This is a genomic window from Stenotrophomonas sp. Sm10 (assembly GCF_030985515.1).
Classification (GTDB): Bacteria; Pseudomonadota; Gammaproteobacteria; order Xanthomonadales; family Xanthomonadaceae; genus Stenotrophomonas; species Stenotrophomonas hibiscicola.
This window is the reverse complement of sequence record NZ_JAPTFO010000006.1, coordinates 1-23,400: the sequence shown is the minus strand read 5'-3', so window position 1 is coordinate 23,400 and position 23,400 is coordinate 1. Positions and strand designations below refer to the sequence as shown.

The window sequence follows — 23,400 nt, the reverse complement described above, 5'->3', positions numbered from 1 at the left end:
ACCCACATGTCCGATCCCAGAAACGGCCCACCGCCGCTGCCCGGATCCGTGCCCGCGACGCCGCCGCCCCTGCCGGCGGCGTCGTTGGATGGGCCCGGTTCGCCGCAGGACGTCCCTCCCCTGCCCGGCAGCTTCCCGCTGGACACGTCGACTCTGCCACAGGCCATCCGCGAGGAAGTGGAAGCGCCCGATCCTGTGGCCCTCGATACCTCGGCCAGCGAGCTGAAAGACGGTCTCAACCGCTGCCCGAAGTGCGGCGCCACCGACATCCGGCCCAAGGCCGGCACCGATATCCTGGTCTGCCTGTACTGCCGTCACGAATGGCATGGCGCGCGCGTGGAGGAGGAATTCGGGCTGGGCGAGGCCATCGACCAGCTGCGTGGTACGGTCATCGCCTCCGGCGCGCGTGACATCGATGCCGACACCTCGGCACTGATGACGTTCAAGTGCACCGGGTGCGGCGCCGAAGTCACGGTCAATACCGAGAGTACGATGACGGCGCGTTGCCACTGGTGCCGCCACGTCTTCGGCGTCAACGAGCAGATCGCCAACGGCGCGGTGCCCGATGCGGTGCTGCCCTTCCATATCAAGAAGGACGATGCGGTCGCGCGCATCCGCCAGTTCGTCGACAAGCGCCGCATGTTCGCGCTGAAGGCATTCAAGGATCAGTTCACCCCGGAGAACGTGGTGGGCGTGTTCCTGCCCTACATGATCGTCGACAGCAATGTCAGCGCGGCCGTGGCCGGCAAGGGCGAGATCCAGACCCGGCAATACACGGTCGGCACCGAGAAGAACAAGCGCACCCTGTACGACGCAGATGTCTACCAGGTCGAACGCCAGGTCGATTTCACCGTTGATGACCTGCCCCTGGAATCCTCGGCCGAGCGCGGCAATCTGGATACCCGGGCCAACACCAACAACATCATCAACACCATCCTGCCATTCGACACCAAGAACGCGGTGAAATGGAACGCTTCGTACCTGGCCGGCTTCACCTCTGAAAAACGCAATCTCGACGTGGAAAAGCTGCGGCCGCGGCTGGAAGACCAGCTTCTGTCGATTGCCCGCGCACAGGTGGAAGGTTCGGTGAGGCGCTACAACCGTGGCGTGCGTTGGGAACAGGAACAGCTGGAGGTGCATGGAACGCGCTGGATGTCGATGTACCTGCCGGTGTGGTTGTACTCGTATCACCAGCCCGGAAAGAACGGCGGCATGCTGCACTACATCGCGGTGAACGGCCGTACCGGCGAAACCATGGGCAGCGTGCCCGTGCAGCAATGGAAGATGCTGCTGGCGGCACTGGCCACCGGCACCATCATTGAAGCCCTCGCAATTGCCTTCCTGGTAGCATCGACATGAGCGACGACAGTGGACTCTGGCTGTTGGTGGCAGGTCCAGCCGGCGCGACCGCGCTGTATTGGGCGCTGTACCGCTATTACCGCAACACCGACAAATCGCATTCCTTCGAGCACGAGACCGAAATCGAGGCACAGCCCGTGACCGGTTCGGACCAGCAGGTGGGCCGGGTCACCGGCACCGAGGAAAAGCGCATCCGCGGTGACAACGTGTACGAGTACCGGAAACGGGTGGTAAGGGTGAAACCCGACCAGTAGAGCCAAGCCATGCCTGGCTGCGGGAGGTGCCGGCCGCGGGCCGGCATTCCTTCGGCTCTGGGCGTCAAAGGGGAGCCGGCCAGCGGCCGGCACTACCCTTCAGCGGACAGCACCTGTTCTTGGCTGGCTTGCCTCAGGGCGCGCCCTCACACCGTCTCCCACCCCACCGGTTCGATACTCGCGCGATCCACCCTTCCGAGGATCCTGCGATGGCTGCTCTGCTTGCCCGTAGCTGCCTGTCGGCGCTGTACTTCCTGGCCCTGCCCGCCCTTGCCCAGGACGCTTCGTTCGGCTTCGGCGAACAGACCACCCACACCGACCAGACCACGCAATCCAGCAGCACCCAGACCCAGACCAGTGGTTCGATGACCACGCAGACCACCACCAGTGGCAGCTCCCAGTCCGAGTCGCGCACCGAAAGCAAGGAGATCGACGTGGGCTTCGGTTTCCACGACGACAACGACGACTGGAACCATGACCGCCACCGCGGCGACCGCGATGTGCGCGACAGCGATCTGTTCGGCAGCTGGACGCTGGGCCAGGAGAACGGCAGCACCTGCACCATCGAGCTGAAGAACAGTGAGTGGTTCGGTGGCTACAGCGCCTACGTGCCTGCCGGCTGCCCGGACGGCTTCTTCTCGGCCAACCGCTGGGTACTGTCGGGCAACCAGCTGCTGCTGACCGATACCAACAACACCGTATTCGGGCGCTTCCGCGCGTCAGGAGGCGGGCGCTGGTCGGGGTTCCGCGAGCCGGATGGAGCCCGGCTTTATCTCAATCCCAGGGGGCGTTGACCGCGACGTGCACGCGATGGGCACGGGCAGACCGCGAAGATCAGCCGTCCACCGTGCCCCGCTGCTGACATGTCCGCTCCCACCGGTTCCCGCCTTGTCATCTATGCCGCGCTCGCGGGCAACCTCGCCATTGCGATCGCCAAGTTCATCGCCGCCGGCATCTCCGGCAGCTCGGCCATGCTCAGCGAAGGCGTGCATTCGCTGGTCGACACCCTCAACGAGGTGCTGCTGCTGTACGGGCTGCGCCGCGCCGGCAAGGCGCCGGACCCGGTACATCCGTTCGGCTATGGCCGCGAACTGTACTTCTGGAGCTTCATCGTCGCCCTGCTGGTGTTCGCTGCCGGCGCCGGTGTGTCGGCCTACGAAGGTATCCAGCACATCCGCCAGCCGGAGCCGGCCACCAACCACGCGTTGAGCTACAGCGTGCTGGGCATCTCCATCCTGTTCGAGGGTGCCTCCTGGTTGGTGGCGCTGCGCGAGTTCCGGCGTACCAAAGGCAAACTTGGCTACTTCGAAGCCTTCCGCCGCAGCAAGGATCCTTCCACCTTCACCGTACTGCTGGAAGACAGCGCTGCGTTGCTCGGGCTGGGCTTCGCACTGATCGGCCTGGTGGCCGCGCAGGTGCTGGACATGCCGGTGCTTGATGGCGTTGCGTCGCTGTGCATCGCTGGCGTGCTGGCCGCCACCGCCTTCCTCCTGGCCCGTGAGACCAAGGGCCTGCTGGTCGGAGAGCCTGCCCATCCCGCAGTGGCCGAGCGGATCATGGCGGTGGCCGAAACCGATCCGGATCTGCGCCGCGCCAATGGCGTGACCACCATGCAGATGGGCCCGGAACAGGTCGTGGCCATGCTCAGCGCCGAGTTCGAGGATGACCGGCGGACCCCGCAGATCGAAGCCTGCATCACCCGCATCGAAACGGCGGTCAAGCGCGAGTATCCGGAGCTGGTGGCACTGTTCATCAAGCCGCAGACGCCGGAGGTGTATGCCGCCCGGCGCGCTGCATTGGCCGCACCGCCTGCGCCGGAATGACCCGGCGTCTGCGCCCGTTTCACCTGATCGATGCCACAGTGCCACAGTCTTTCTCCCGAGCCTGCCACCACCGTGCCGGATTGGTTGCCCGCCTCCCTGCAGATCCTGCCGCGCCGCTTCTACCGGCGTCCATCGACCGACGTTGCGCCGGAGCTGCTCAACAAGCTGCTGGTGCGCGACGATGGTCGCGCTGGCCGCATCGTCGAGGTTGAAGCCTATGCCGGCAGCGACGATCCCGCCGCGCACTCCTATCGCGGGCCAACGCCGCGCACGGCCAGCATGTTCGGTGAGGCCGGCCACCTCTATGTCTACTTCACGTACGGCATGCACTGGGGCAGCAACGTTGTCTGCGGAGAGGTCGGTGAAGGCGTGGCGGTGCTGCTGCGGGCCGTCGAGCCGCTGGCGGGCCTGGAGCGCATGCGCGAACTGCGCCCCGCTGCGCGCCGCGACCACGATCTGGCCAGCGGGCCCGGCAAGCTCTCGCAGGCCTTCGGGCTGGACCGCAGCTTCGACGGCGCCGATCTGGTGACAGGCAGCCATGGCATCGTGATCGCCAGCGACGGCACCCCGCCTCCGTTCGACCCGGAAGTTGGTCCACGGATCGGCATCACGCGCGCCGTCGATTTCCCCTGGCGATGGCATGTCCGTGACCACCGTCACGTATCGGTGCGGCGACGCCGCATCTCCGCCCCCGCAAGGAGACGTTGATGACACCTCTCGACAAGCCGTTGCGACGCGAACTGGAGATCGATGGCCAGCCCTACACCCTGACTGTGGACCCTGAAGGCCTGAAGCTGGTTGAGAAGGGACGACGCAAGGGCATTGCGCTGCGTTGGCAGGATCTGGTGTCCGGAGACGCGGCGCTGGCGACCGCATTGCAGGCATCGCTGCGCGAGCACTGAACCGACGCACCCACCTCACGCCGGCATCACCCTGCCATGGCGATACATAACGCCGCACGCACTACCGTGATCCAAGACAGCCGCCGCAAGCGCCCTCGCCACCCAGCCCTGAAAAGCGCCATGGACGAAGCCGAACGACTGCTTGAAATCGAACGACTGCACCTGTTGGATACGCCCCCGGAGCCGGTGTTCGATGCCATCGTCGCCGCCGCCCGCGCCGCGACCGGCCTGACGATGGGCCTGATCACCGTGGTGGCCGAAGACCGCCAGTGGTTCAAGGCCAACATCGGCCTTGAGGGCGTCAGCGAGACGGCTCGCGAAATTTCCTTCTGCACCCATGCCATACGCCAGGACGAGCTGTTCGAGATACCCGATGCGCGCCAGGATCCACGTTTCTCCACCAATCCGCTGGTGACAGGTGGGCCGCGCATCCGCCACTACGCTGGCATCCCCCTGGGCTCGGCGCACGGCGCACGTATCGGCACGCTGTGCCTGCTCGACCCGATGCCCGGCGTGCTGTCCCCCTCCCAGCGCGAACTGATGGTGCACCTGGCGCGGGTCACCACCCAGGTGCTGGAACAGCGCAGTACCCTGATGGCGCAGGTTGGCCAGGCGAAAGCGCTGCATCGCGAGCTGAAACGCAGCGAAGACTTCCTGGAGCGCACCAACCGCGCGGCGCGGGTGGGCGGCTGGGAGATGGACCTGGTCACCAACGAAGTGCGCTGGACCCGCGAGACCAAGCAGTTGCACGGCGTGCGCAGCAACTTTGAACCGACGCTCGACACCGCGCTGTCGTTCTATCGCGAAGACAGCCGCAACATCATCCGCGCGGCAGTGCAGCGTTGCATCGACGAAGGCACGTCCTGGGAGGTGCAGTTGCCAATGACGACCGCCGACGGGCGCGCGATCTGGACCCGGGTGGTCGGCAGCCGGCAACAGGTCGACGGCCATCCGCGCCTGGTCGGGGCCATCCAGGACATCACGGATGAGCGAGCCGCGCTCGACGCGCTGGAAGCCAGCGAAATCCGCTACCGGCGACTGTTCCACTACAGCCTGGGCCTGATCTGCACCCACACGCTGGACGGGACATTGACCTCGGTGAATCCGGCGGCGGTGCAGTCGCTGGGCTTCGAGGAAAGCCAGATGATCGGGCGCAGCCTGTGTGACCTGATGCCACCGGAAAAGCGCGAGGGCTTCAAGGCCTACCTCGCCCGGATCCAGGCAAACCACACCGACGCTGGCGTGATCGAGCTGATTGCCGCCGATGGTACGCGCCACTACTGGGCGTACCACAACGTGCTCGACAACGAAGCCAGCCCGCCCTACGTGCTGGGGCATGCGCAGGACGTCACCGCGCTGAGGATGCAGGAGCAGCAGCTGCGCGACATGTCCTTCAAGGATCCGCTCACGCAGTGCTACAACCGGCGTTACCTGCACCGGCTGGATGAACTGATTGACGAGCGCTGGGCGTGCGTGATGTTCGATCTGGACCATTTCAAGCACATCAACGACACCCAGGGCCACCGCCGTGGCGATGCCGTGCTGGTCGAGTTCGCCACCTTCCTGCGCTCGCCGCTGGGCAAGGACGAGACCGTGGTACGGCTGGGTGGCGACGAGTTCATGGTGGTGCTGGTCGCGCCCGAAAATGGCCGGTTGAGCGAACTGGAACACTGGTACCAGGACCACGCCGCGCTTTCGCCCAGCGCGTTCTCGATGGGTGCGGCCATCAACACGCCCGGCGAACCCGTGGCCGACACCATCCAGAAGGCGGACAGCCGCCTGTACCGCACCCGCGCGCGGGTACGCCGCGAGCGGCGCGAAGACCCAGCCGCACGCTGATCACGCCCTGACCGTCACCCAGGCTGGCGCGTGGTCGCTGGCCTTTTCCTGCGGTCGTACCCAGCGGTCGACGCCGGCATCCTTCAGTCGCTCCGCCAGTATCGGATTCAACAGCAGATGATCGATGCGCAGCCCACGGTCGCGCTCGGCATGTTGGCGGAAATAGTCCCAGAAGGTGTAGATCGTGGCGTCGCCGTGCACCTTTCGCAGCGCATCGGTCCAGCCCTGCGCCAGCAGCCGCTCGAAGGCATCGCGAACCTCGGGCAGGAACAGCGCATCGCGGCGCCAGGCCTTGGGGTCGTAGACGTCGGCTTCGGTGGGAATCACGTTGAAATCACCCAGCAGCAGCGCCGGGTGCGGCAGCTCGACCAGGCTGCGCGCATGCCGGATCAGGCGCGCCATCCAGCGCAGCTTGTAGTCGAACCTGGGCCCGGGCTGCGGGTTGCCGTTGGGCAGGTAGAGAGCGCCCACCACAATGCCATGCGCCGCCGCCTCCAGGTAGCGGCTCTGGGTGTCCTTGGGCTCGCCCGGCAATCGGCGGCGGCTTTCAACCGGCGTGGCCCCCCGTGCAAGAAGCGCCACCCCGTTCCAGCGCGCCTCACCCTGCCAGAGTGCACCGTAGCCGGCCCCTTCCAATGCCGCAGCGGGAAACGCGGCGTCGGTCGCCTTCAGTTCCTGCAGGGCAACCACATCCGGCGATTCCCTGTGCAGCCAGTCCAACAGCTGCGGCAGGCGTGTGCCGATGCCGTTGACGTTGAACGTCGCAATACGAAGCGTTTTGCGGCGGGACATGGCTAGAGGCTCCTCGGCGCATCGAGTGAGCGTTCACAGTGCGCGTCCGGGCATGCAGGGGCCGTGGATGCCGCGTCATGATGCGGTGCCGTCCGGTTCACGGACCGCTGCCATGTCGCGCAGCAGGCTGGTCACCCTTGAACGGTGCTGGAGCGGCCCAATGGCGGTGCGTCCGCTGCGCGCGATCTACCAGGTCGACCCCTACCTCTTCCGCGACAGCAATGGGCGCGGCTGGGGCACTCTGGATGGCATCACCGAAAAGCTGGACTACCTGCAATGGCTCGGCATCAGCCACCTGTGGCTGCTGCCGTTCTACTGCAACGCCGGCCGTGACGGTGGCTACGATGTCACCGATCACTACCGCATCGATCCACGCCTGGGTGACGAGGCGGCGTTCCAGCGCCTGGTCGATGCTGCCGCCGCACGCGGTATCGGCATCATCGTCGAGCTGGTGATGCAGCACACTGCCAGCGCCCACCCGTGGTTCGTCGCCGCGCAGCGGGGCGACCCGGCATGGCGCCACTGGTACCTGTGGAGCGACCACGTGCCCGACGACGGCCTGCAGCCGATGTTCCCGCCGATCGAGGCGTCTGCCTGGACATGAGACGCCGAGGCCGGCGCGTTCAACCGGCACATGTTCTACCGGCACGAGCCAGACCTGGAGCTGGCCCATGCGCCGGTACGCGAGGAACTGCTGCGGGTGATGACGTTCTGGATGCAGCGCGGCGTGGCCGGCTTCCGCGTGGACGCCGCTCCGTACATGGTCGAGCGCGCGCGACACGCCGACCCCCGCGACGACGGGCTGTGGCTGCTGGAGGAAATGCGCGCCACGGCAGACGCGCAGCAGCCAGGCCTGCCGCTGATCGGCGAAGCGGACGTCCCCGCGTCGCGCTACGGTGACTTCCTCTGCCAGGGCCGGCGGCTTTCGCACCTGCTGGATTTCCACCTCAACAATCATTTCTTCCTGGCCCTGGCGCGCGGCGACGCCAGCGAAGTGGCCCGGGTCATGGCCGAATACGGACCGCAGGCGCCGCCGCACACCCGCATCGCCTGGCTGCGCAACAACGATGAGCTTGACCTGGAGCAGCTGGAGCCGGAGGAGCGCGAAGCGGTGATGGAGCGCTTCGCCCCTGAGCGTGGCATGCGCATCTATGACCGTGGCATCCGTCGCCGGCTGGCGCCGATGCTGGAGGGCGACATCGCATGGCAGGGTATGGCTTGGGCGGCATTGCTGTCGCTGGGCCAGGTACCGGTGATCCGCTATGGCGAAGAGATCGGCCTCGGTGACTGCCTGGAGCTGCCAGAGCGCAATGCCGTGCGCATGCCGATGCACTGGCACGGTGGACCAGCGGCGGGGTTTACCGATCAACCGCGGCATGCCTGGCGCGCACCACCGGCAGACGGCCCGTACGGTTACCGCACGGTGAACGTCGAGGCGCAACGCGCGACGCCAGGTTCACTGCTGCTGCGGGTGCGCGAGCTGCTGCAGCAGCGCAATGCACATCCCGTGCTGCAGCAGGGTCCTCACACGCTCGACCCGCCATCTCCCGCGCTGCTGATACTCCGCTACGGTGAGGCACCCCATCAGGCGCTGGCACTGATCAACTTCGGCGACGAGCCGGTCGAGGTGGACGTGCCCCTGCGCGGTCCGTTGAACACGCTGGTTGGCCGCGGCGCCAAGCTGCAGGATCGCCGCTGTTACCTGCAGGGCCATGGCTATACGTGGCTGGCCGCCGAGGGTGCCTGAGTGCGCAGCGCAGGCAGTACGTGCTCGGCGAAATCATCGATGAAGCGTTCCTGCTCGCGGTTCACGTTGTGCAGGTAGATGCGATCGAAGCCCAGTGACTGCAGTTCCTGCAGCCAGGCCCGATGCTGGCCGAGGTCTGCCGAGACATGCACGTGCTGGCGCACCACCTCGGCGCTGACCGATCGGGCCTGTGCTTCGAACTGTTCGGGCTGGTCCAGGCCTTCGGCCAGTTCCGGTGGCAGCACGTTGGCGCTCCATTGCTCCATCGCACCTTCCAGCGCCGCCTGTTCGGCGCGCGCGTAGGACAGCTTGGCCTGCAGGTACATCGGCTTGCCCCTGCCACCGCCTGCCTCGAACGCTGCCACCACACGCTGTAACTGCGCCAGCGGTTGGCTGATGGTGATCAGGCCATCGGCCCAGCCCCCCATCCAACGTGCAGTCTCCTCCGTGACCGCTGCACCCAGCAGCGGCAGGGGAAGCGCCGGTCGGCTGTACAGTCGCGCCTGGCGCACCTGGAAGCCACCGCTGTGGTCGACTCGCTCGCCACCCCACAGTCGCCGCATCACCTCGGCCGCATCGCGCAGTGCCTTCTGCCGCTCTCGCTTGGCTGGCCACGGCTGGCCGGTGATGCGCTCGTTCAGGGCCTCGCCGGTGCCCAGCGCCAGCCAGATCCGGCCCGGCGCCAACTGCTCCAGCGTCGCCGCTGCCTGTGCCACCAAGGCCGGGTGCTGGCGCAGCATCGGGCAGGTCACCATGCCCAGGGTCAACGCGCTCTGCACCGCCAGCGCGCCGGCCCATACCCAGCTGTGGCCGGACTGCCCTTGCGCGGTCGTCCACGGGTGGAAGTGGTCCGAGCACATCAAAGCCTCGAATCCCGCCTGTTCGGCGCGCAGTGCCAGGCCCAGCAAAGTGGCGGGCGGGAACTGCTCATGCGATGCGTGGTAGCCGATGGTCATCACGGATTCCGTGCGGGGACTGGACACGATGGCAACACCCGCCGGGCTAAAACGGCGTCATGGAAACGAACGCTTCCTGCATCGGGCATCGACGCTGGGCTATCGCCGAAGGCTACATTCCAGCCTGGAGCAACGGCCCGTCACCGGAGATGCAGAGTCACGAAACCTGCTGTGTCCTCAATGCCGGCAACGAGGACGCGCATGTCACCCTGACCCTCTACTTCGAAGACCGAGATCCCGTGGGCCCCTACCGGGTCACCGTGCCGGCACGACGCACTTGTCACCTGCGCTTCAATGACCTGCAGGATCCGGCGCCGGTACCGCGCGGCACCGGCTTCGCTACCCTCGTCGAATCCGACCAGCCGATCATCGTGCAGCACACGCGACTGGATTCGCGTCAACCGGCCAACAGCATCATGACCACCATCGCCCATCCGCTGTGAAGTCCTGCGCGCACACATCCACGCGGCAACGACACCGCGCCCTCCGGCCGTTTACCGCCATGGCGGGAGACTGGCCCCGGTTTCCTTCCGGAGAGTGACGATGGCCCTGCCCGACTACCCACGCCCGCCCTTCCCCGCCCAACAGCAATCCTTCCCCGGCAAGACCGCGCAGATGCAGCCCCGGCCGGACCACGGCGAGGACAGCTACCGCGGGCATGGACTGCTGCAGGGCAAGAAGGCACTGATCACTGGCGGTGACAGCGGCATCGGCGCGGCGGTGGCGATCGCGTTCGCGCGCGAAAGCGCCGACGTTGCCATCGCATTCCTCGATGGAGAGCAGGACGACGCCCGCCATGTGCAGCAGCAGATCGAACAGGCCGGGCGCAAGGCCGTGCTGGTGCCCTGTGACATCAGCGACCCGGCGCAGGCGCGCTCGCTCGTAGACCGCGTGGCCAGCGAGCTTGACGGCCTCGACATCCTGGTCAACAACGCGGCCTACCAACGCTACTACGAGCATTTCGACGACATCACCCTGGATGACTGGAAGCGGACGTTCGATACCAACGTGCATGCCGTGTTCAATCTGACCCGGCTGTGCGTGCCACATCTTCGCGGTGGCGGCGCGATCATCAACACGGCGTCGGTCAACTCCAAGCGGCCGACGCCGAACATCCTTCCCTATTCTGCAACCAAGGGTGCCGTCGCCAACCTGACGCTGGGGCTGGCCGGCCTGCTGGCCGAACATCAGATCCGCGTCAATGCCGTGCTACCCGGCCCGATCTGGACGCCGTTCATTCCCGCTGGCATGGCCGCCGAAGAGGTCGAACAGTTCGGCGCGCAGACGCCGTTCGGCCGCCCCGGACAGCCGGCCGAGCTGGCCTCAGCCTATGTGATGCTGGCTTCGGACAGCGCCAGCTATACCTCCGGCGCACTGCTGACCATCTCCGGCGGCGCGGCAACACTGTGACCCCTCATGGCCGGATTGCCCGCCTGGATCCAGGATTGGCTGACCGTGGTTGTGCCGGTGGCCGAGGTGCTGGCCATCCTCGGCGTCGCGTGGGTGATGGTGCGCGCGCTGGCGTGGCTGCTGGTGCAGGCCCGGCAGCGCGGCAGGCTGGCTCCAGAGCTTCATGTGGGCCTGCGCCGCGGCGGTGCATTGCTGCTGTATCTGGCGGCCGCGCTGCTGATACTGGAGCGGCTGGGCGTTTCGCGCTCGGTGCTGTGGACCGCGCTGACCGGGTTCATGGCGGTCGGTGCGGTGGCGTTCTTTGCAGCGTGGAGCGTGTTGTCCAACCTGTTCTGTTCGTTCCTGATCGTGGCTACGCGCCCGTTCCGCATCAATGACACCATCGAAGTGCTGGAAAGCGTGGACAAGCCGGGCTTGTGCGGTCAGGTGGTTGACATCAACCTGATCTACACCACGCTGAGTGATCGTGGCGAAGGCGCGCGCGGTTGCCTGCTGCGCGTGCCCAACTCGTTGTTCTTCCAGCGCATCACCCGGCACTGGGGTGACGGCGGCTATTCTCAGCTGCCGGGAAGCGTGCCGATCAAAGGCAAGGTGCGCTGAGTAGCTGTAGAGCCGAGCCAATGCTCGGCTTGCTGCGCGCAGCGCTCGGTACGGCGCGACCTGAACGGAGTGCAGCCGAGCGCGGGCTCGGCTCTACAGGTGCATAGCGGGCGGCCCTATTCCGCCGTCAATGCCTGGATAGGGTCCAGCTGTGCAGCACTGTGTGCCGGGAAGCAGCCGAAGCCCAGCCCGATCACAGACCAACACATCAACGCGGCCAGCACCAGATAGGTACCCATGCGCCGCTTGACGCTACAGGAACTCCGCCATGCGCTGCAGCTCGTCGTCCAGCGCGCCACCAAACACCTTGTCGCGGGCCAGCGACTTGCCGGCATAACCCACGTTCGACACCAACTCACCCTCGCGCACGCTGAGATTGGCCCAGCCCACCACCTGGTCGTGCCACAACACCGGCAGTGCGTAGTAGCCATACTGGCGCTTCGGTGCAGGCGTGTAGGCCTCGAACTTGTACACCCATCCCCACAGCAGCTCGAAGCGACGGCGGTCCCACACCACCGGGTCGAACGGCGCCAGCAGGCGCACCTGTTCGTCCGGTGCATAGCGGCGCGAACGCGGATTCTCGTCCGCCGGCCAGTACCAGGTGGTGCCCTCCAGCGTGCAGCTGGCCAGCTGCTGCTTGGCCAGCGCCAAAGCCTTGCGGGTCTGCTCGGCCAGATGCGGTGCACCATAGCCCAGCAGGCGCACCAGATAGGTCAGGCTGGCCGACGGCAGCGGCGCGTACTTGCGCACCACCAGGTCGATCAGGGCGGCGGCGCGCTCGACCTGCGCTTGTTCGCTGGCGTCCGGCTCGGCGTGCTCGGCCACTGCATAGATGCGGGTGCCACTATCGCGCCGCTGCACCCGCAGCAGGCCACGGTAGTGCATGCCGTCAAGCAGATGCGTGCTTGCGTTGCTGGTGCCGCCCCAGTAATTGGTCACCCGCCCATGCGCGAACGCCTGGTCCACCTCACGCGGGTGCACGCTGCCGCGCTCGCGCACGAAGGCCAGCACGTCGGCGGCGCGGCGTTGGGTCTCGGCGTCCCATTCGCGCTTGGACACGCGCGGGTGCATCAGTGCCAGATGCTCGCGCGGCAGGAAGCCGTAGTTCACCAGGCAATCCTCTTCCACCGGCAGGCGGGTATACCGGCGCTCAAGATCGCCTGCGCGATAGTCCTTCACCCGGTGCCGCAGGGTCAGGTCCTGCGCGCGCGCCGGTGCCCTGATCGGGTCGGCCTGCACGAAGCCCAACCGTCGTATCGCGGTCAGCAGCGTGGTCGGCTTGAACAGGGTGCGCGCCACCGCGTAGCGGCGAAGGTCATCGAGAGTGGGCGTGGCAGGCATGGCCGCATTGTAGAGCCACGCCATGCGTGGATGGGGTCACGGCAATCCGTCCCCGTCGTCCGCATCCAACAACTGCAACGACCCGATTACCAGCGCCCGCATGCCCTGCTTGAACTCGGTGATGACCTGCCCCTCCTCGTCATCCGCAATCGCGTAGATGGTGTCGGCGCCGGCGATGCAGTAGAACGCGATCGTGGCCAGCAGCCAGCGCGCCTTGTCCACCGGCAGGCCGAACACCTCGGCCACGTGTGCCTGGTGCGAGGCGATCTTTTCCAGCATCGGCGCGGTCGCCACCGTGCGCCGCAGCAGGTACGGGGGCAGCCCGGGATGCGCCTTCACCACCTCGCACAGTGACTCCACGAACACCGTCAGGTAGCCCTGCAGGCCACCCGCCGCATCGGCCGAGGCGCGGGGGATCTGCCAGCGCTGGAACACGGCTTCGGCCACCAGCCGCTTCAACGCCTCCAGGTTGGCCACGCGCTTGTACAGCGCCGCCTGGGTCACCGCCAGTTCGGCGGCCACGTTGGCCATGGTCAGGTTGGGCAGGCCCAGACGGATGCCGATGTCGGCCAGGCGCTCCGGGGTGATGGTGGGCGGGCGGCCACGGGTCGGCGCCGTTGGATCGGGGTGCGTGCTCATACGGTGCGTGTTCATACCCTGCCGAGGGTGCCAGCAAAGGGACCCTCTTGTCCGCTTCGGTATATTTAGTTTAATTTACTCAACTAATTCGGAATGCGTCTGGTTCGCACTCATGGCGCCGCCCGGATCGAGCCCCGTGGCTCACTTTCCGCCAGGTCCCCACCCAGCCAACAACCCTGCGCTGCGCCCCTCTTCCCGTGCGTGCCGATGGCCGCGCGCGAGGCGCGCTCGCCCTCGCGATTCACAGGACCCTGGCATGACCGTGTACCCCTTCTCCTCTCCACAAATCCGAGCTGCCGCCGCGTCCTGCAGCCAGCCACTCCCACACGGCCTGGCGCGGCGCTACCGCGCATCGGCGCTCGCGCTTGGCCTGATGGCATCGTGCGCCGCGCTGGCCGAAACCGCGCCGTCCACCCTGCCCTCGGTGCAGGTGCAGGAACAGCGCCGCGTGACCGGCGACTATGCCGGCGGTCAGGTGGCCGCCGGCGGCCGTATCGGCCTGCTCGGCGACAAGGATTTCATGGACACGCCGTTCAGTACGGTCAGCTATACCGAGTCCTTCATCCGCGACCGCCAGGCCAAGGACCTGACCGACGTCATCGCCGCCACCGACCCCACGGTGTTCAGCAACGGCGTCACCGGTGCGTGGAGCGAGAACTACGCGATCCGAGGCTTTGCCTCCAACACCAGCGACACCACCTTCAATGGCCTCAGCGGCATGGCGCCCTACTACCGCACCTCGCCGGAAATGTTCGAGCGCATCGAAGTGCTGAAGGGCCCCTCCGCGCTGCTCAACGGCATGCCGCCGGGTGGTTCGGTCGGTGGCAGCGTCAACCTGGTCCCCAAGCGCGCAAGCGAGCAACCGCTGCTGCGGGTCAGCGCCAACTTCGCCTCCGATGCGCAGTTCGGCACCCATGTGGACATGGGCCGTCGCCTCGGCGCCGACAAACAGTTCGGCATCCGCTTCAACGGCGCGTACCGTGATGGCGATGGCGCGGTCGGCAAGCAGCGCAAGAAGGTGCAGCTCGGTTCGCTGGCACTGGACTGGCGCGGCGAACGTGCGCGGCTGTCGGCCGATCTGTACAGCGCCGACGACCGCGTGGACGGCCCCGCGCGTGGCGTCGGTCTGGCACCCGGCGTCGCCATTCCGCGGCCGCCACGCGGCGATACGCTGATCAACCCGGACTGGGCCTACGTGGACAGCCAGGACAAGGGCGCGATGCTGCGCGGCGAGCTGGACATCAACGATAGCCTGATGGCCTATCTGGCCTACGGCACCAGCAAGACCGACTACCGCTACAACGGTTCGATCAGCGCGCAGATCCTCAATCCAGCTGGCGACTTCACCACGGTGATCGGCCAGCTCGCCTTCAATATCAAGAAGCAATCCGCAGATGCTGGTCTGCGTGGCAGTTTCCGCACCGGCGCTGTCGGCCACCAGTGGGCCGCCAACGTGACCCACTACCAGCACACCCAGAACGACTACGGCCGGCGCAGCGTACCCGGCTGGGACTGGACCACCAATCTGTACAACCCGGTATGGGGCCCGGCCGCGCCGTTCGTGGCACCGCACATCTCGCATACCGAACTGCGGCTGGACAGCCTCGGCGTCGCCGACACGCTGGCCTTCGCCGATGATCGCGTGCAGTTGACGCTGGGTATACGCCGTCAGCAGGTGGTCAGCGAAACCTTCAACGTGGCCAGCGGCGCACGCACCTCACGCTACGACGAGAGCGCCACCACCCCGGCTGCGGCGCTCCTGCTGAAGGCCACCGACACGATCTCCCTCTACACCAACTACATCGAAGGCCTTAGCCAGGGCGCCACCGCGCCGATGACCGCCGCCAATGCCGGCGATGTGTTCGCACCGTTCCGCACCAAGCAGAAGGAGCTGGGCGTGAAGCTGGACCTGGGCACCTTCGCGCACACCTTCAGCGTGTATGAAATCAAGCGACCGAGCAGCTACACCGACCCGGTCACGAATATCTTCTCGTTTGGCGGCGAGCAACGTAACCGGGGTGTGGAATGGGGCTTCTTCGGTGCACCGATGGACGGCGTGCGCCTGCTCGGTGGCATGGCCTATGTACAGCCGAAGCTGACCCGGACGGCTGGCGGCGTGAATGAAGGCCGCATGGCCACGGCAAATGCGCAGCGGCAGGCCAAACTCGGTGTGGAATGGGATGTGCCCGCGCTGGAAGGCCTGACCCTCACCGGCACTGCCACGGCGATGTCGAAGCAGTACATCAGTGCCGACAACCGCCTGTCGGTGCCTGGGCGGACGTTGTTCGATGTCGGCGCGCGCTACAGCACCACACTGGCCGGCAGGCCGCTGGCGCTGCGCGCCACCGTCAACAACGTGACCAACAAGGCGTATTGGGGCATGCCGTTGTTGTCGAGCCTGGCGCTGGGTGCACCGAGGACGGTGCTGCTGTCGGCAACGATGGATTTCTAAGCTGGCGTGGAACCCCTGTAGAGCCGAGCATAGGCTCGGCTCTACAGGTCGTCAGGCAATCCGCGAACGGCATCCACGCATGGCGTGGATCTACGTGTCATTCCGGATGCAGGCGATAGATGGCGTGGCTGGTCAACGCCAATGCCGCCAGCTTCAGCCCTTCCATTACGCGATCACCCACGTACTGTTCCGGGCCGCCATTCTGGCGGGCGCGTTCGGCCGCCAGCAGGATCTCCTGCACCACACGCAGCCCGGCCAGCGCACCGTCGGCGTCGGCCAACGCCAGGCACCGGCCCGGCAGCTGGTGGCGCTCGGGCCAAGGCTGGCCGTCAGAAGCCGCGCCCAGCCCGATGCTGTGCAGCAGGGCCGTCAGGTTGTTGGGATCGGGCGGGATGTCGTGCCCCTCATCGGCATTGGCCGGGGCGCGCTGATGGGGGAACTCCGATGCGTTCATGGCAGGTCTCTGTGCAAGGCATGCGGGACCACCGCCCTTAACAAAGGCGGCGGACGGTACGTGTGTGGAAACCGGTAGCTAAGCGTCATTACCCGGTGGGTTCGCTTGCGCGCACCCCACGTACCGCCCGCCATAGAACGCGAACGGAATGCCAGCCGGCGCCGCGCAAGGCGACGCCGGCTGGCAAGCGTAAACAACGCATAGCTAAACGGGTTTCCACACCCGGCCACCCTTTTTCGGTGGCAATCCATCATGTGCCCAGCGGGGTGGCAGGCGCCAACAACCCAAGTGCAAAGACAGCAACGTTCACGCAGTGGCAGCATTGTCGCATATCGACAATCGCGCCGAAAATTCAATAACTTGCAGCATGCCGATGGCGGCATGCTTCACCCGCATCGGCACCGCGCGTTCCTTGACCGCATCCGGCATTCAGGACATGCCACATGCCAGTTCCGACATTACGCAAGCAGATGGGCAACCAATGCCAGCACCGCCAGATGCCCAACGTAGTACCCATAGAACGCCCAACGCCAGCGCGGCAGTTGCCTCGGCACCCGCGTCGCCAGCACGACCATAGGAACAGCCAGCAATGCCCAGCCGTTGTGGTTGGCCCAGCACACCGCTGCGAGCCCGACCAGCAACAGCCACCACGCGCGATGCCGGAACGCGATCCATCCCAGCAGCACGCAGCCGACACCCGCCCACTGGTAATCCACGAACATCGGCAGCACGCCGGCAGCCAGCAACAGCAGAACGGGCCGATGGTTCGCCAGCGCATGAACGGCCACGACCGCCAAAGTGAAGGTAAGCAGGATGTTGAGCGGCAGCCAGGAACCAAACGCGAATGCGTGCAATGGCTGCGCGATCAGCCCCCACAACGCGAGCCGGCGTATCGATTTGCGCAGGTCGGCCCCGGGCTGGGCCAGGTTGCAGGCCATCACCAGCGCGAACAGCGGGAAGGCAATGCGCCCCAGTTCGCTGACCACCGGTAGGTAGCCGCCAAAGACCACCTTGGCCACGTGATCACCGGTCATGGCCAGCAGCGCGATCCACTTCAACAGCTCGCGCGCGCCGCTGCCGAGGCTGAGGTTGAACGTGGACGTCCCGGTCGTGGTCGCTTGCATCGCGGAAGCTTATGCGCATCGGCCAGCGCATTTCCAGCGCCGCGCAGGAGCCCGCCACTGCAAGCCGTAGATGGCGGCGCTATGCTGGCCGACCCTGCTTGTGAGGCCCCCGCCATGCGCACCCTGTACCCCGCCATCGAGCCCTACCGCGAGTTCACCCTGAAGGTGAGCGATCTGCACACGCTGCACATCGAAGAGTGCGGCACGCCGGAGGGCATTCCGGTGGTGTACCTGCACGGCGGCCCAGGCGCCGGCATTTCACCCACCCATCGCCGCTTCTTCGATCCGGCCCGCTACCGCATCGTGCTGATCGACCAGCGTGGCAGCGGACGCTCGACGCCGTTCGGCGAGCTGCGCGACAACACCACGCAGGACCTGGTGGCGGACATCGAAAAGGTGCGCGAGCGCCTGGGCATCGAGCGTTGGCTGGTCTATGGCGGCTCCTGGGGGTCGACCCTGTCACTGGCCTATGCGCAGGCGCATCCCGAGCGCGCCACCGGCCTGATCGTGCGCGGCGTATTCCTCGGCCGCGAAATGGAGAACCGCTGGTTCGCCGAGGCCGATGGGGGTGCGCGCTGGATCTTCCCGGAGCGCTGGGACCGCTATGAGGCCTACATTCCAGAGGCCGAGCGTGGTGACATGATCGCAGCCTACTGGTCGCGGCTGGACAGCGCGGACGAGACGACCCGCATCGAAGCCGCGCAGGCCTGGCTGGGCTGGGAAGACAACGCCGCCACCCTGCAGCACGACGTGGATGCGCAATCCACCGATGATCCGCTGGATACGCTGGCCAAGGCTCGTATTGAAGCGCACTACTTCCGCAACGGCATCTTCCTGGAACCTGACCAGCTGCTGCGCGATATCGATCGCATCCGCCACCTGCCCGGCGTGATCGTGCAGGGGCGCTACGACATCATCTGCCCGCCGCGCAGCGCCTGGGACCTGGCCAAGGCCTGGCCGGAAGCGCGGCTGGAGATGGTGACCTCCGGCCACAGCGCGAACGAGCCGGCCACGGTGGATGCGCTGGTGCGGGCGACGGATGCCTTTGCCGACCGTTTCTGAGCAGATGGTAGTGCCGGCCGCTGGCCGGCATCCCACCGTTCGAGGGTGGCGTCGACTCCGCGCAATCGCTGCTGCGCGGCCAGGTGAATGGCCACCCACCGGCAACGGGCCACGGCCCCATTTTTCGCAGCCCGCTTACAGCTCCGCGCAGAAGATCCGGCGGTGACCACCGCACCGGTGGTTCGCCCTTTCCCCAGGAGCACGCCATGACCGGTTATCGCTGCCTTCCCATCGCTCTCTCGCTATCTGCGGGCCTGCTGCTGGGCGCCTGTTCCAATCCCCAGGAGGCCAGCAAGGCCACCGCCGCCGAGGACGTGACAGAAGTAAGGCTCATCCCTGCCTACGAATCGCTGGACAAGGACAAGGACGGCATCGTCACGCTGGCCGAGGTGGATGCCGTGGCACCGGACTGGGCCGAACGACTGCACGCCTGCGACACCGACCGCAACAAGACGCTGAGCCGCGGCGAGTACGACGTGTGCAAGCAGACCAGCGCTTCGCATTGATCCATCATTGAGCCCTCGACTGACGCTGCGCATGCCGGCTATACCAAGGTATAGCCGGGCTAACCCACGAGCCTCTAGGCCCGTCCCATTCAGGGGCGGACAATAGCGCCACTGGCCAGGGCAATCCTGCCCGGCACCCTCCCTCATGGAGACGCAGATGGACCCCGACCCTGCCGGGCGCACCGCGCCCCGGATGACCGCTTGTTGCCTGTTCCTGGCGCCTGCCCGCCGGTTCCTGCCTGCCTGAGTGACGGGGGACCGCCAGGCGCCCCCTGCCTGGAGATCGCCCCATGTCCTACAAGATCCTCTACATCACCCTGCGCCGCCTGATTGGCGAGCGCGATGTTGCCGCCCTGCGCAGCCAGCTGCTGCAGCACGGCCCGGTCATGTTCGCCCGTTCGCTGTCACTCGGTTCGCCACGCGTGGTGGCCGACGCGCTGTCGCTGCTGCCGATCAGCGAGCGCATCACCGTGCTGCGCCACCTGCCCTATCCCCTGCGCGATGCAATGAAGCCGCTGTGCGTCGGCGGCAGCCAGCGCCTGCACATGCAGCCGTGGTCGCCGGCAGTGCTGGCGATGCGCCACGCCTGATCTGCCTCACCCATTCCGTTCGTGTTCCGGCTGCGGCCGGCTCTGACATTCGAGGAGCGTCCCATGAGCCTGCTCAATGCCTGGTTCAACGCCTTCCTGCGCAGCCGTCGCGCAGGCAACCTGTTCCGCCGCCGCGCGATGCCCGAAGCCGGGTTTGGCCCGGGCAGCGCCGAAGCGGCGCCGTTCGCGCTTACCACCGGCCTGGTCACCCTTGCCCAGCAGGATGAAACGCAGCTGCTGGCCACCTTGGAATCGCATGCCGATGGCCTCAGCCCGCATGAGGCCGAGGAGCGACTGGCCACGCTCGGCCCCAACGAGGTGGATCACGAAAAGCCGCTGCCGTGGTGGCGCCATCTGTGGCAGTGCTACCGCAATCCGTTCAACCTGCTGCTGACCGTGCTGGCGGCGGTGTCCTGGCTGACCGAGGACATCAAGGCGACGATCGTGATTGGCGCGATGGTGCTGTTGTCGACGCTGATCCGCTTCGTGCAGGAAGGTCGCTCGAACCGCGCCGCCGAGCGGCTGAAGGCATTGGTCGGCAATACCGCACGCGTGCTGCGCCGCAATCCGGGCACCGAGGCTGCGGATGTGGCCGACCAGTACTTCGGCGCGCACCTGCACAGCCGGCGCCCGGCGCGCCTGCTGGACCTGCCGATCCGCGAACTGGTGCCCGGTGACCACATCGTGCTGTCGGCCGGCGACATGATTCCAGCCGATTGCCGCGTGCTGACCGCCAAGGACCTGTTCGTCGCTCAGGCAGCGATGACCGGCGAATCGCTGCCGGTGGAAAAGTTCGCATACCCCGGCGATGGCCTGGCTGGCCTGCTGGAACAGCACAACTTACTGTTCATGGGCACCAACGTGGTGTCCGGCACCGCCGCTGCCGTGGTGCTGGCCACCGGCAACCGCACCTACTTCGGCACGCTGGCCCAGCGCAGCACCGCCACCGACCATGCGCCCACCGCGTTCCAAGCCGGCGTCAACAGTGTCAGCTGGCTGCTGATCCGCTTCGCGCTGGTGATGGTGCCGTTCGTGCTGCTGATCAACGGCTGGACCAAGGGCGACTGGACCGAGGCGTTCCTGTTCGCGCTGTCGGTGGCGGTGGGCTTGACGCCGGAAATGCTGCCGATGATCGTCACCTCCACCCTGGCCAAGGGTGCGGTGCTGCTGTCGCGGCGCAAGGTGATCGTCAAGCGCCTGGATGCCATCCAGAACTTCGGCGCGATGGAAGTGCTTTGCACCGACAAGACCGGCACCCTCACCCAGGACAGGATCGCGCTGGAGCGCCACACCGATGTGTTCGGCCACGATTCGGAAGACGTACTGAAGTTCGCTTACCTCAACAGTCACTTCCAGACCGGCCTGATCAACCTGCTCGACCGTGCAGTACTGGAACACGTGGAGCTGCAGAGTTCGCTGCGGCTGTCGCAGGACTACCACAAGGTGGATGAGATCCCGTTCGACTTCGAGCGCCGCCGCATGTCGGTGGTGGTCTCCGAGCGCGAGGACCACCACGAGCTGATCTGCAAGGGGGCGGTAGAAGAGATGCTGGCGGTGTGCAGCACCGTGCGCGAGAACGGCCAGGACATGCCACTGGACGAGCACCGCCTGGCCCGCGTGCGGCAGACCACCGAGGAACTGAACGAACAGGGCCTGCGCGTGGTGGCGGTGGCGATGAAGGAGACCGCCGCGAGCCAGACCACCTATTCGCAGGCCGACGAATGTGGCCTGACCCTGGTCGGCTACGTCGCCTTCCTGGACCCGCCGAAGGAATCGGCAGCGCAGGCGCTGCAGGCGCTGGCCGCGCATGGCGTGGAGGTCAAGGTGTTCACCGGCGACAACGAACTGGTGACCGCCCGTGTCTGCGCACAGGTGGGGCTGGACGCGGACACCATACTGACCGGCCCGCAGATCGAGCGCATGGATGATGGCGCGCTGTCGCGGGCGCTGCACCACCATCGCGTGTTTGCCCGGCTGACGCCGCTGCACAAGGAGCGGCTGGTACGCGAGCTGCGTGCGCAGGGCAAGGTGGTCGGCTTCCTCGGCGACGGCATCAACGATGCACCGGCGCTGCGCGCGGCCGACATCGGCATCAGCGTGGACAGCGCGGTGGACATCGCCAAGGAGGCGGCCGACATCATCCTGCTGGAAAAGAACCTGATGGTTCTGGAGGAAGGTGTCATCCAGGGCCGGCGCACGTTCAACAACATGCTGAAGTACATCCGCATGACCGCCAGCTCCAACTTCGGCAACGTGTTCTCGGTGCTGGTAGCCTCGGCCTTCCTGCCGTTCCTACCGATGCTGCCGCTGCAGCTGCTGGTGCAGAACCTGCTGTACGACATCTCGCAGATCGCCATTCCGTTCGACAACGTGGACGAGGAACTGGTGCGCAAGCCGCTGAAGTGGAACCCGGCGGACATCGGCCGCTTCATGGTGTTCTTCGGGCCGATCAGCTCGATCTTCGACCTGACCTGCTTCGCGCTGATGTGGTACGTGTTCGATGCGCGCACCGCCGGCGACCAGAGCCTGTTCCAGTCCGGCTGGTTCGTGGTCGGCCTGCTGACCCAGACCCTGATCGTGCACATGATCCGTACGCCGAAGGTGCCGTTCCTGCAGAGCATCGCCGCGCCGCCACTGCTGCTGATGACCGGCCTGATCATGGCCATTGGCGTGGCCCTGCCGATGAGCCCGCTGGCCGGCTACTTCAAGCTGCAGGCGCTGCCGGCCGGCTACTGGCCGTTCCTGGTGGCGATCCTGTTCGGCTATGCGGTGCTGACCACCGCGCTGAAGAAGTTCTACATCCGCCGGTACGGCTGGCAGTAAACGCCCGCCGCTTGTCCAGGGAGAAACACAATGGACATCAATCCCAACCTGCCGGCCTTCAACGCCGGCGCGACCTTGAGCTCGCTGATCAGCCTGTCGGTGGCGTTCGTGCTGGGCACGGTCATCGGCCTGGAGCGGCAGCTGCGCCAGCGCACCGCAGGCCTGCGCACCAACACGCTGGTGGCGGTGGGCGCGGCAGTGTTCGTCGATCTGGCCGTGCGCTTCCATGACCTGTACGGTGGTTCACCCTCGCCGCTGCATGTGGTGGCCTATGTGATCTCCGGCGTCGGCTTCCTCGGCGCCGGTGCGATCATGAAGGACGGCGCCCAGGTGTCCGGCCTGAACACCGCCGCCACCCTGTGGGGCTCGGCGGCGGTGGGTGCGTGTGCCGGTATCAAGCTGCTGCCCGAAGCGGTGCTGGCGGCAGTGTTCGTGCTGGCCGCGAACACCCTGCTGCGGCCGGTGGTGAACCACATCCAGCGGCAGCCGCTGCCGGAAGCGTTCAGCGAGGCGACCTATGCGATCAACGTGGTCTGCCAGCGCGAGCAGCAGGCCGAGGTGCTGGACCGGTTGTTGCTGCTGCTTGAGCAGGCGCAGTACCCGGTGCGCGCGGTGGACCAGCGGCCATTCGGCGAGCGTGACGTGGAGATCGAAGCGGTGCTGGCGGCAGTGTTCGTGCTGGCCGCGAACACCCTGCTGCGGCCGGTGGTGAACCACATCCAGCGGC

22 protein-coding genes and 1 pseudogene are annotated in these 23,400 nt (G+C 66.5%); 17 read left to right on the top strand and 6 right to left on the bottom strand.

Going from position 1 to position 23,400, the window contains the following annotated elements; genetic code table 11:
• Positions 1-6 precede the first annotated feature (6 nt).
• The 7 genes from O0J15_RS02955 (at position 7) to O0J15_RS02925 (ending at position 6,177) form a co-directional block, all read left to right on the top strand.
• Entirely contained in the window at positions 7-1,359 is a 1,353-nt protein-coding gene (locus O0J15_RS02955; RefSeq protein WP_308305046.1) for a TFIIB-type zinc ribbon-containing protein, read from the top strand.
• Complete coding sequence (locus O0J15_RS02950; RefSeq protein ID WP_308305045.1) at positions 1,356-1,613, top strand: hypothetical protein; 258 nt, start codon at positions 1,356-1,358, stop codon at positions 1,611-1,613. Before O0J15_RS02955 ends, O0J15_RS02950 begins: the two co-directional genes overlap by 4 nt.
• 209 nt (positions 1,614-1,822) lie before the next feature.
• Entirely contained in the window at positions 1,823-2,407 is a 585-nt protein-coding gene (locus O0J15_RS02945; protein ID WP_308305044.1) for an AprI/Inh family metalloprotease inhibitor, read from the top strand.
• 69 nt (positions 2,408-2,476) lie between these two features.
• A complete protein-coding gene (locus O0J15_RS02940; RefSeq protein WP_134729180.1) occupies positions 2,477-3,436 on the top strand; it encodes a cation diffusion facilitator family transporter in 960 nt (319 codons plus the stop codon).
• A gap of 72 nt (positions 3,437-3,508) precedes the next feature.
• Positions 3,509-4,144: a DNA-3-methyladenine glycosylase gene (locus O0J15_RS02935; RefSeq protein ID WP_155029598.1), complete on the top strand. Its 636-nt coding sequence runs from the start codon at positions 3,509-3,511 to the stop codon at positions 4,142-4,144.
• Positions 4,144-4,338: a hypothetical protein gene (locus tag O0J15_RS02930; protein WP_111200977.1), complete on the top strand. Its 195-nt coding sequence runs from the start codon at positions 4,144-4,146 to the stop codon at positions 4,336-4,338. Before O0J15_RS02935 ends, O0J15_RS02930 begins: the two co-directional genes overlap by 1 nt.
• Positions 4,339-4,458: 120 nt before the next feature.
• Complete coding sequence (locus O0J15_RS02925) at positions 4,459-6,177, top strand: diguanylate cyclase (RefSeq protein ID WP_164143798.1); 1,719 nt, start codon at positions 4,459-4,461, stop codon at positions 6,175-6,177.
• Here the strand turns inward: O0J15_RS02925 and xth are convergent, their stop codons facing one another.
• Positions 6,178-6,969: an exodeoxyribonuclease III gene (xth, locus tag O0J15_RS02920; protein WP_308305043.1), complete on the bottom strand. Its 792-nt coding sequence runs from the start codon at positions 6,967-6,969 to the stop codon at positions 6,178-6,180. It abuts the gene before it with no gap.
• On the opposite strand from xth, the pseudogene O0J15_RS02915 reads away from it, so the two are divergent.
• Positions 6,920-8,716, top strand: a pseudogene (locus O0J15_RS02915) (alpha-amylase family protein). The gene xth and the pseudogene O0J15_RS02915 overlap by 50 nt on opposite strands.
• On the opposite strand, the gene O0J15_RS02910 reads toward O0J15_RS02915, so the two are convergent.
• A complete protein-coding gene (locus tag O0J15_RS02910; RefSeq protein WP_308305042.1) occupies positions 8,686-9,672 on the bottom strand; it encodes a TIGR03885 family FMN-dependent LLM class oxidoreductase in 987 nt (328 codons plus the stop codon). The pseudogene O0J15_RS02915 and the gene O0J15_RS02910 sit on opposite strands and share 31 nt — an antisense overlap.
• 59 nt (positions 9,673-9,731) lie before the next feature.
• On the opposite strand from O0J15_RS02910, the gene O0J15_RS02905 reads away from it, so the two are divergent.
• From O0J15_RS02905 to O0J15_RS02895, 3 genes are all read left to right on the top strand, one after another.
• The gene (locus O0J15_RS02905) at positions 9,732-10,115 is read left to right on the top strand and encodes a sensory rhodopsin transducer (RefSeq protein WP_058982857.1); all 384 of its coding nucleotides are present in this window, start codon (positions 9,732-9,734) and stop codon (positions 10,113-10,115) included.
• A 100-nt stretch (positions 10,116-10,215) separates the two neighbouring features.
• Complete coding sequence (locus tag O0J15_RS02900; protein ID WP_308305041.1) at positions 10,216-11,082, top strand: SDR family oxidoreductase; 867 nt, start codon at positions 10,216-10,218, stop codon at positions 11,080-11,082.
• Between the two features lie 6 nt (positions 11,083-11,088).
• Positions 11,089-11,682 (top strand): mechanosensitive ion channel domain-containing protein, encoded by a 594-nt coding sequence (locus O0J15_RS02895; protein ID WP_164143801.1) that lies wholly within the window; start codon positions 11,089-11,091, stop codon positions 11,680-11,682.
• Positions 11,683-11,934: 252 nt separating this feature from the next.
• On the opposite strand, the gene O0J15_RS02890 is transcribed toward O0J15_RS02895, so the two are convergent.
• The gene (locus tag O0J15_RS02890; RefSeq protein WP_239502409.1) at positions 11,935-13,047 is read right to left on the bottom strand and encodes a crosslink repair DNA glycosylase YcaQ family protein; all 1,113 of its coding nucleotides are present in this window, start codon (positions 13,045-13,047) and stop codon (positions 11,935-11,937) included.
• Between the two features lie 12 nt (positions 13,048-13,059).
• Positions 13,060-13,662 carry a TetR/AcrR family transcriptional regulator gene (locus O0J15_RS02885; protein WP_164229131.1) on the bottom strand — a complete coding sequence of 201 codons (603 nt, stop codon included), beginning with the start codon at positions 13,660-13,662 and terminating at the stop codon, positions 13,060-13,062.
• A 256-nt stretch (positions 13,663-13,918) separates the two neighbouring features.
• Between O0J15_RS02885 and O0J15_RS02880 the strand changes: the two genes are divergently transcribed.
• A complete protein-coding gene (locus tag O0J15_RS02880) occupies positions 13,919-16,114 on the top strand; it encodes a TonB-dependent siderophore receptor (protein ID WP_308305040.1) in 2,196 nt (731 codons plus the stop codon).
• Positions 16,115-16,211: 97 nt separating this feature from the next.
• On the opposite strand, the gene O0J15_RS02875 is transcribed toward O0J15_RS02880, so the two are convergent.
• Together O0J15_RS02875 and O0J15_RS02870 are read right to left on the bottom strand one after the other, a co-directional pair.
• On the bottom strand, positions 16,212-16,568 hold the full coding sequence (locus O0J15_RS02875; protein WP_111098504.1) for a hypothetical protein: 357 nt from the start codon (positions 16,566-16,568) through the stop codon (positions 16,212-16,214).
• Positions 16,569-17,026: 458 nt separating this feature from the next.
• The gene (locus O0J15_RS02870) at positions 17,027-17,692 is read right to left on the bottom strand and encodes a TraX family protein (protein WP_164143804.1); all 666 of its coding nucleotides are present in this window, start codon (positions 17,690-17,692) and stop codon (positions 17,027-17,029) included.
• Positions 17,693-17,806: 114 nt separating this feature from the next.
• Between O0J15_RS02870 and pip the strand changes: the two genes are divergently transcribed.
• The 5 genes from pip to O0J15_RS02845 form a co-directional block, all read left to right on the top strand.
• Complete coding sequence (gene pip / locus O0J15_RS02865) at positions 17,807-18,754, top strand: prolyl aminopeptidase (RefSeq protein WP_164143805.1); 948 nt, start codon at positions 17,807-17,809, stop codon at positions 18,752-18,754.
• A gap of 206 nt (positions 18,755-18,960) precedes the next feature.
• On the top strand, positions 18,961-19,260 hold the full coding sequence (locus O0J15_RS02860; RefSeq protein WP_019337231.1) for a hypothetical protein: 300 nt from the start codon (positions 18,961-18,963) through the stop codon (positions 19,258-19,260).
• Between the two features lie 290 nt (positions 19,261-19,550).
• Entirely contained in the window at positions 19,551-19,850 is a 300-nt protein-coding gene (locus O0J15_RS02855) for a hypothetical protein (protein ID WP_155029611.1), read from the top strand.
• A gap of 63 nt (positions 19,851-19,913) precedes the next feature.
• Positions 19,914-22,673: a magnesium-translocating P-type ATPase gene (mgtA, locus tag O0J15_RS02850; RefSeq protein WP_164143806.1), complete on the top strand. Its 2,760-nt coding sequence runs from the start codon at positions 19,914-19,916 to the stop codon at positions 22,671-22,673.
• A gap of 30 nt (positions 22,674-22,703) precedes the next feature.
• Positions 22,704-23,400: MgtC/SapB family protein (locus O0J15_RS02845; RefSeq protein ID WP_308305039.1), on the top strand; the 697-nt coding region annotated here is incomplete at its 3' end.

Bases quoted from the DNA above. Each gene is read 5' to 3' on its own strand.
- O0J15_RS02955 (WP_308305046.1), top strand. From the start codon at position 7: ATGTCCGATCCCAGAAACGGCCCACCGCCGCTGCCCGGATCCGTGCCC.
- O0J15_RS02950 (WP_308305045.1), top strand. From the start codon at position 1,356: ATGAGCGACGACAGTGGACTCTGGCTGTTGGTGGCAGGTCCAGCCGGC.
- O0J15_RS02945 (WP_308305044.1), top strand. From the start codon at position 1,823: ATGGCTGCTCTGCTTGCCCGTAGCTGCCTGTCGGCGCTGTACTTCCTG.
- O0J15_RS02940 (WP_134729180.1), top strand. From the start codon at position 2,477: ATGTCCGCTCCCACCGGTTCCCGCCTTGTCATCTATGCCGCGCTCGCG.
- O0J15_RS02930 (WP_111200977.1), top strand. From the start codon at position 4,144: ATGACACCTCTCGACAAGCCGTTGCGACGCGAACTGGAGATCGATGGC.
- O0J15_RS02925 (WP_164143798.1), top strand. From the start codon at position 4,459: ATGGACGAAGCCGAACGACTGCTTGAAATCGAACGACTGCACCTGTTG.
- xth (WP_308305043.1), bottom strand. From the start codon at position 6,969: ATGTCCCGCCGCAAAACGCTTCGTATTGCGACGTTCAACGTCAACGGC.
- O0J15_RS02910 (WP_308305042.1), bottom strand. From the start codon at position 9,672: ATGACCATCGGCTACCACGCATCGCATGAGCAGTTCCCGCCCGCCACT.
- O0J15_RS02905 (WP_058982857.1), top strand. From the start codon at position 9,732: ATGGAAACGAACGCTTCCTGCATCGGGCATCGACGCTGGGCTATCGCC.
- O0J15_RS02900 (WP_308305041.1), top strand. From the start codon at position 10,216: ATGGCCCTGCCCGACTACCCACGCCCGCCCTTCCCCGCCCAACAGCAA.
- O0J15_RS02895 (WP_164143801.1), top strand. From the start codon at position 11,089: ATGGCCGGATTGCCCGCCTGGATCCAGGATTGGCTGACCGTGGTTGTG.
- O0J15_RS02890 (WP_239502409.1), bottom strand. From the start codon at position 13,047: ATGGCGTGGCTCTACAATGCGGCCATGCCTGCCACGCCCACTCTCGAT.
- O0J15_RS02885 (WP_164229131.1), bottom strand. From the start codon at position 13,662: ATGAGCACGCACCCCGATCCAACGGCGCCGACCCGTGGCCGCCCGCCC.
- O0J15_RS02880 (WP_308305040.1), top strand. From the start codon at position 13,919: ATGACCGTGTACCCCTTCTCCTCTCCACAAATCCGAGCTGCCGCCGCG.
- O0J15_RS02875 (WP_111098504.1), bottom strand. From the start codon at position 16,568: ATGAACGCATCGGAGTTCCCCCATCAGCGCGCCCCGGCCAATGCCGAT.
- O0J15_RS02870 (WP_164143804.1), bottom strand. From the start codon at position 17,692: ATGCAAGCGACCACGACCGGGACGTCCACGTTCAACCTCAGCCTCGGC.
- pip (WP_164143805.1), top strand. From the start codon at position 17,807: ATGCGCACCCTGTACCCCGCCATCGAGCCCTACCGCGAGTTCACCCTG.
- O0J15_RS02860 (WP_019337231.1), top strand. From the start codon at position 18,961: ATGACCGGTTATCGCTGCCTTCCCATCGCTCTCTCGCTATCTGCGGGC.
- O0J15_RS02855 (WP_155029611.1), top strand. From the start codon at position 19,551: ATGTCCTACAAGATCCTCTACATCACCCTGCGCCGCCTGATTGGCGAG.
- mgtA (WP_164143806.1), top strand. From the start codon at position 19,914: ATGAGCCTGCTCAATGCCTGGTTCAACGCCTTCCTGCGCAGCCGTCGC.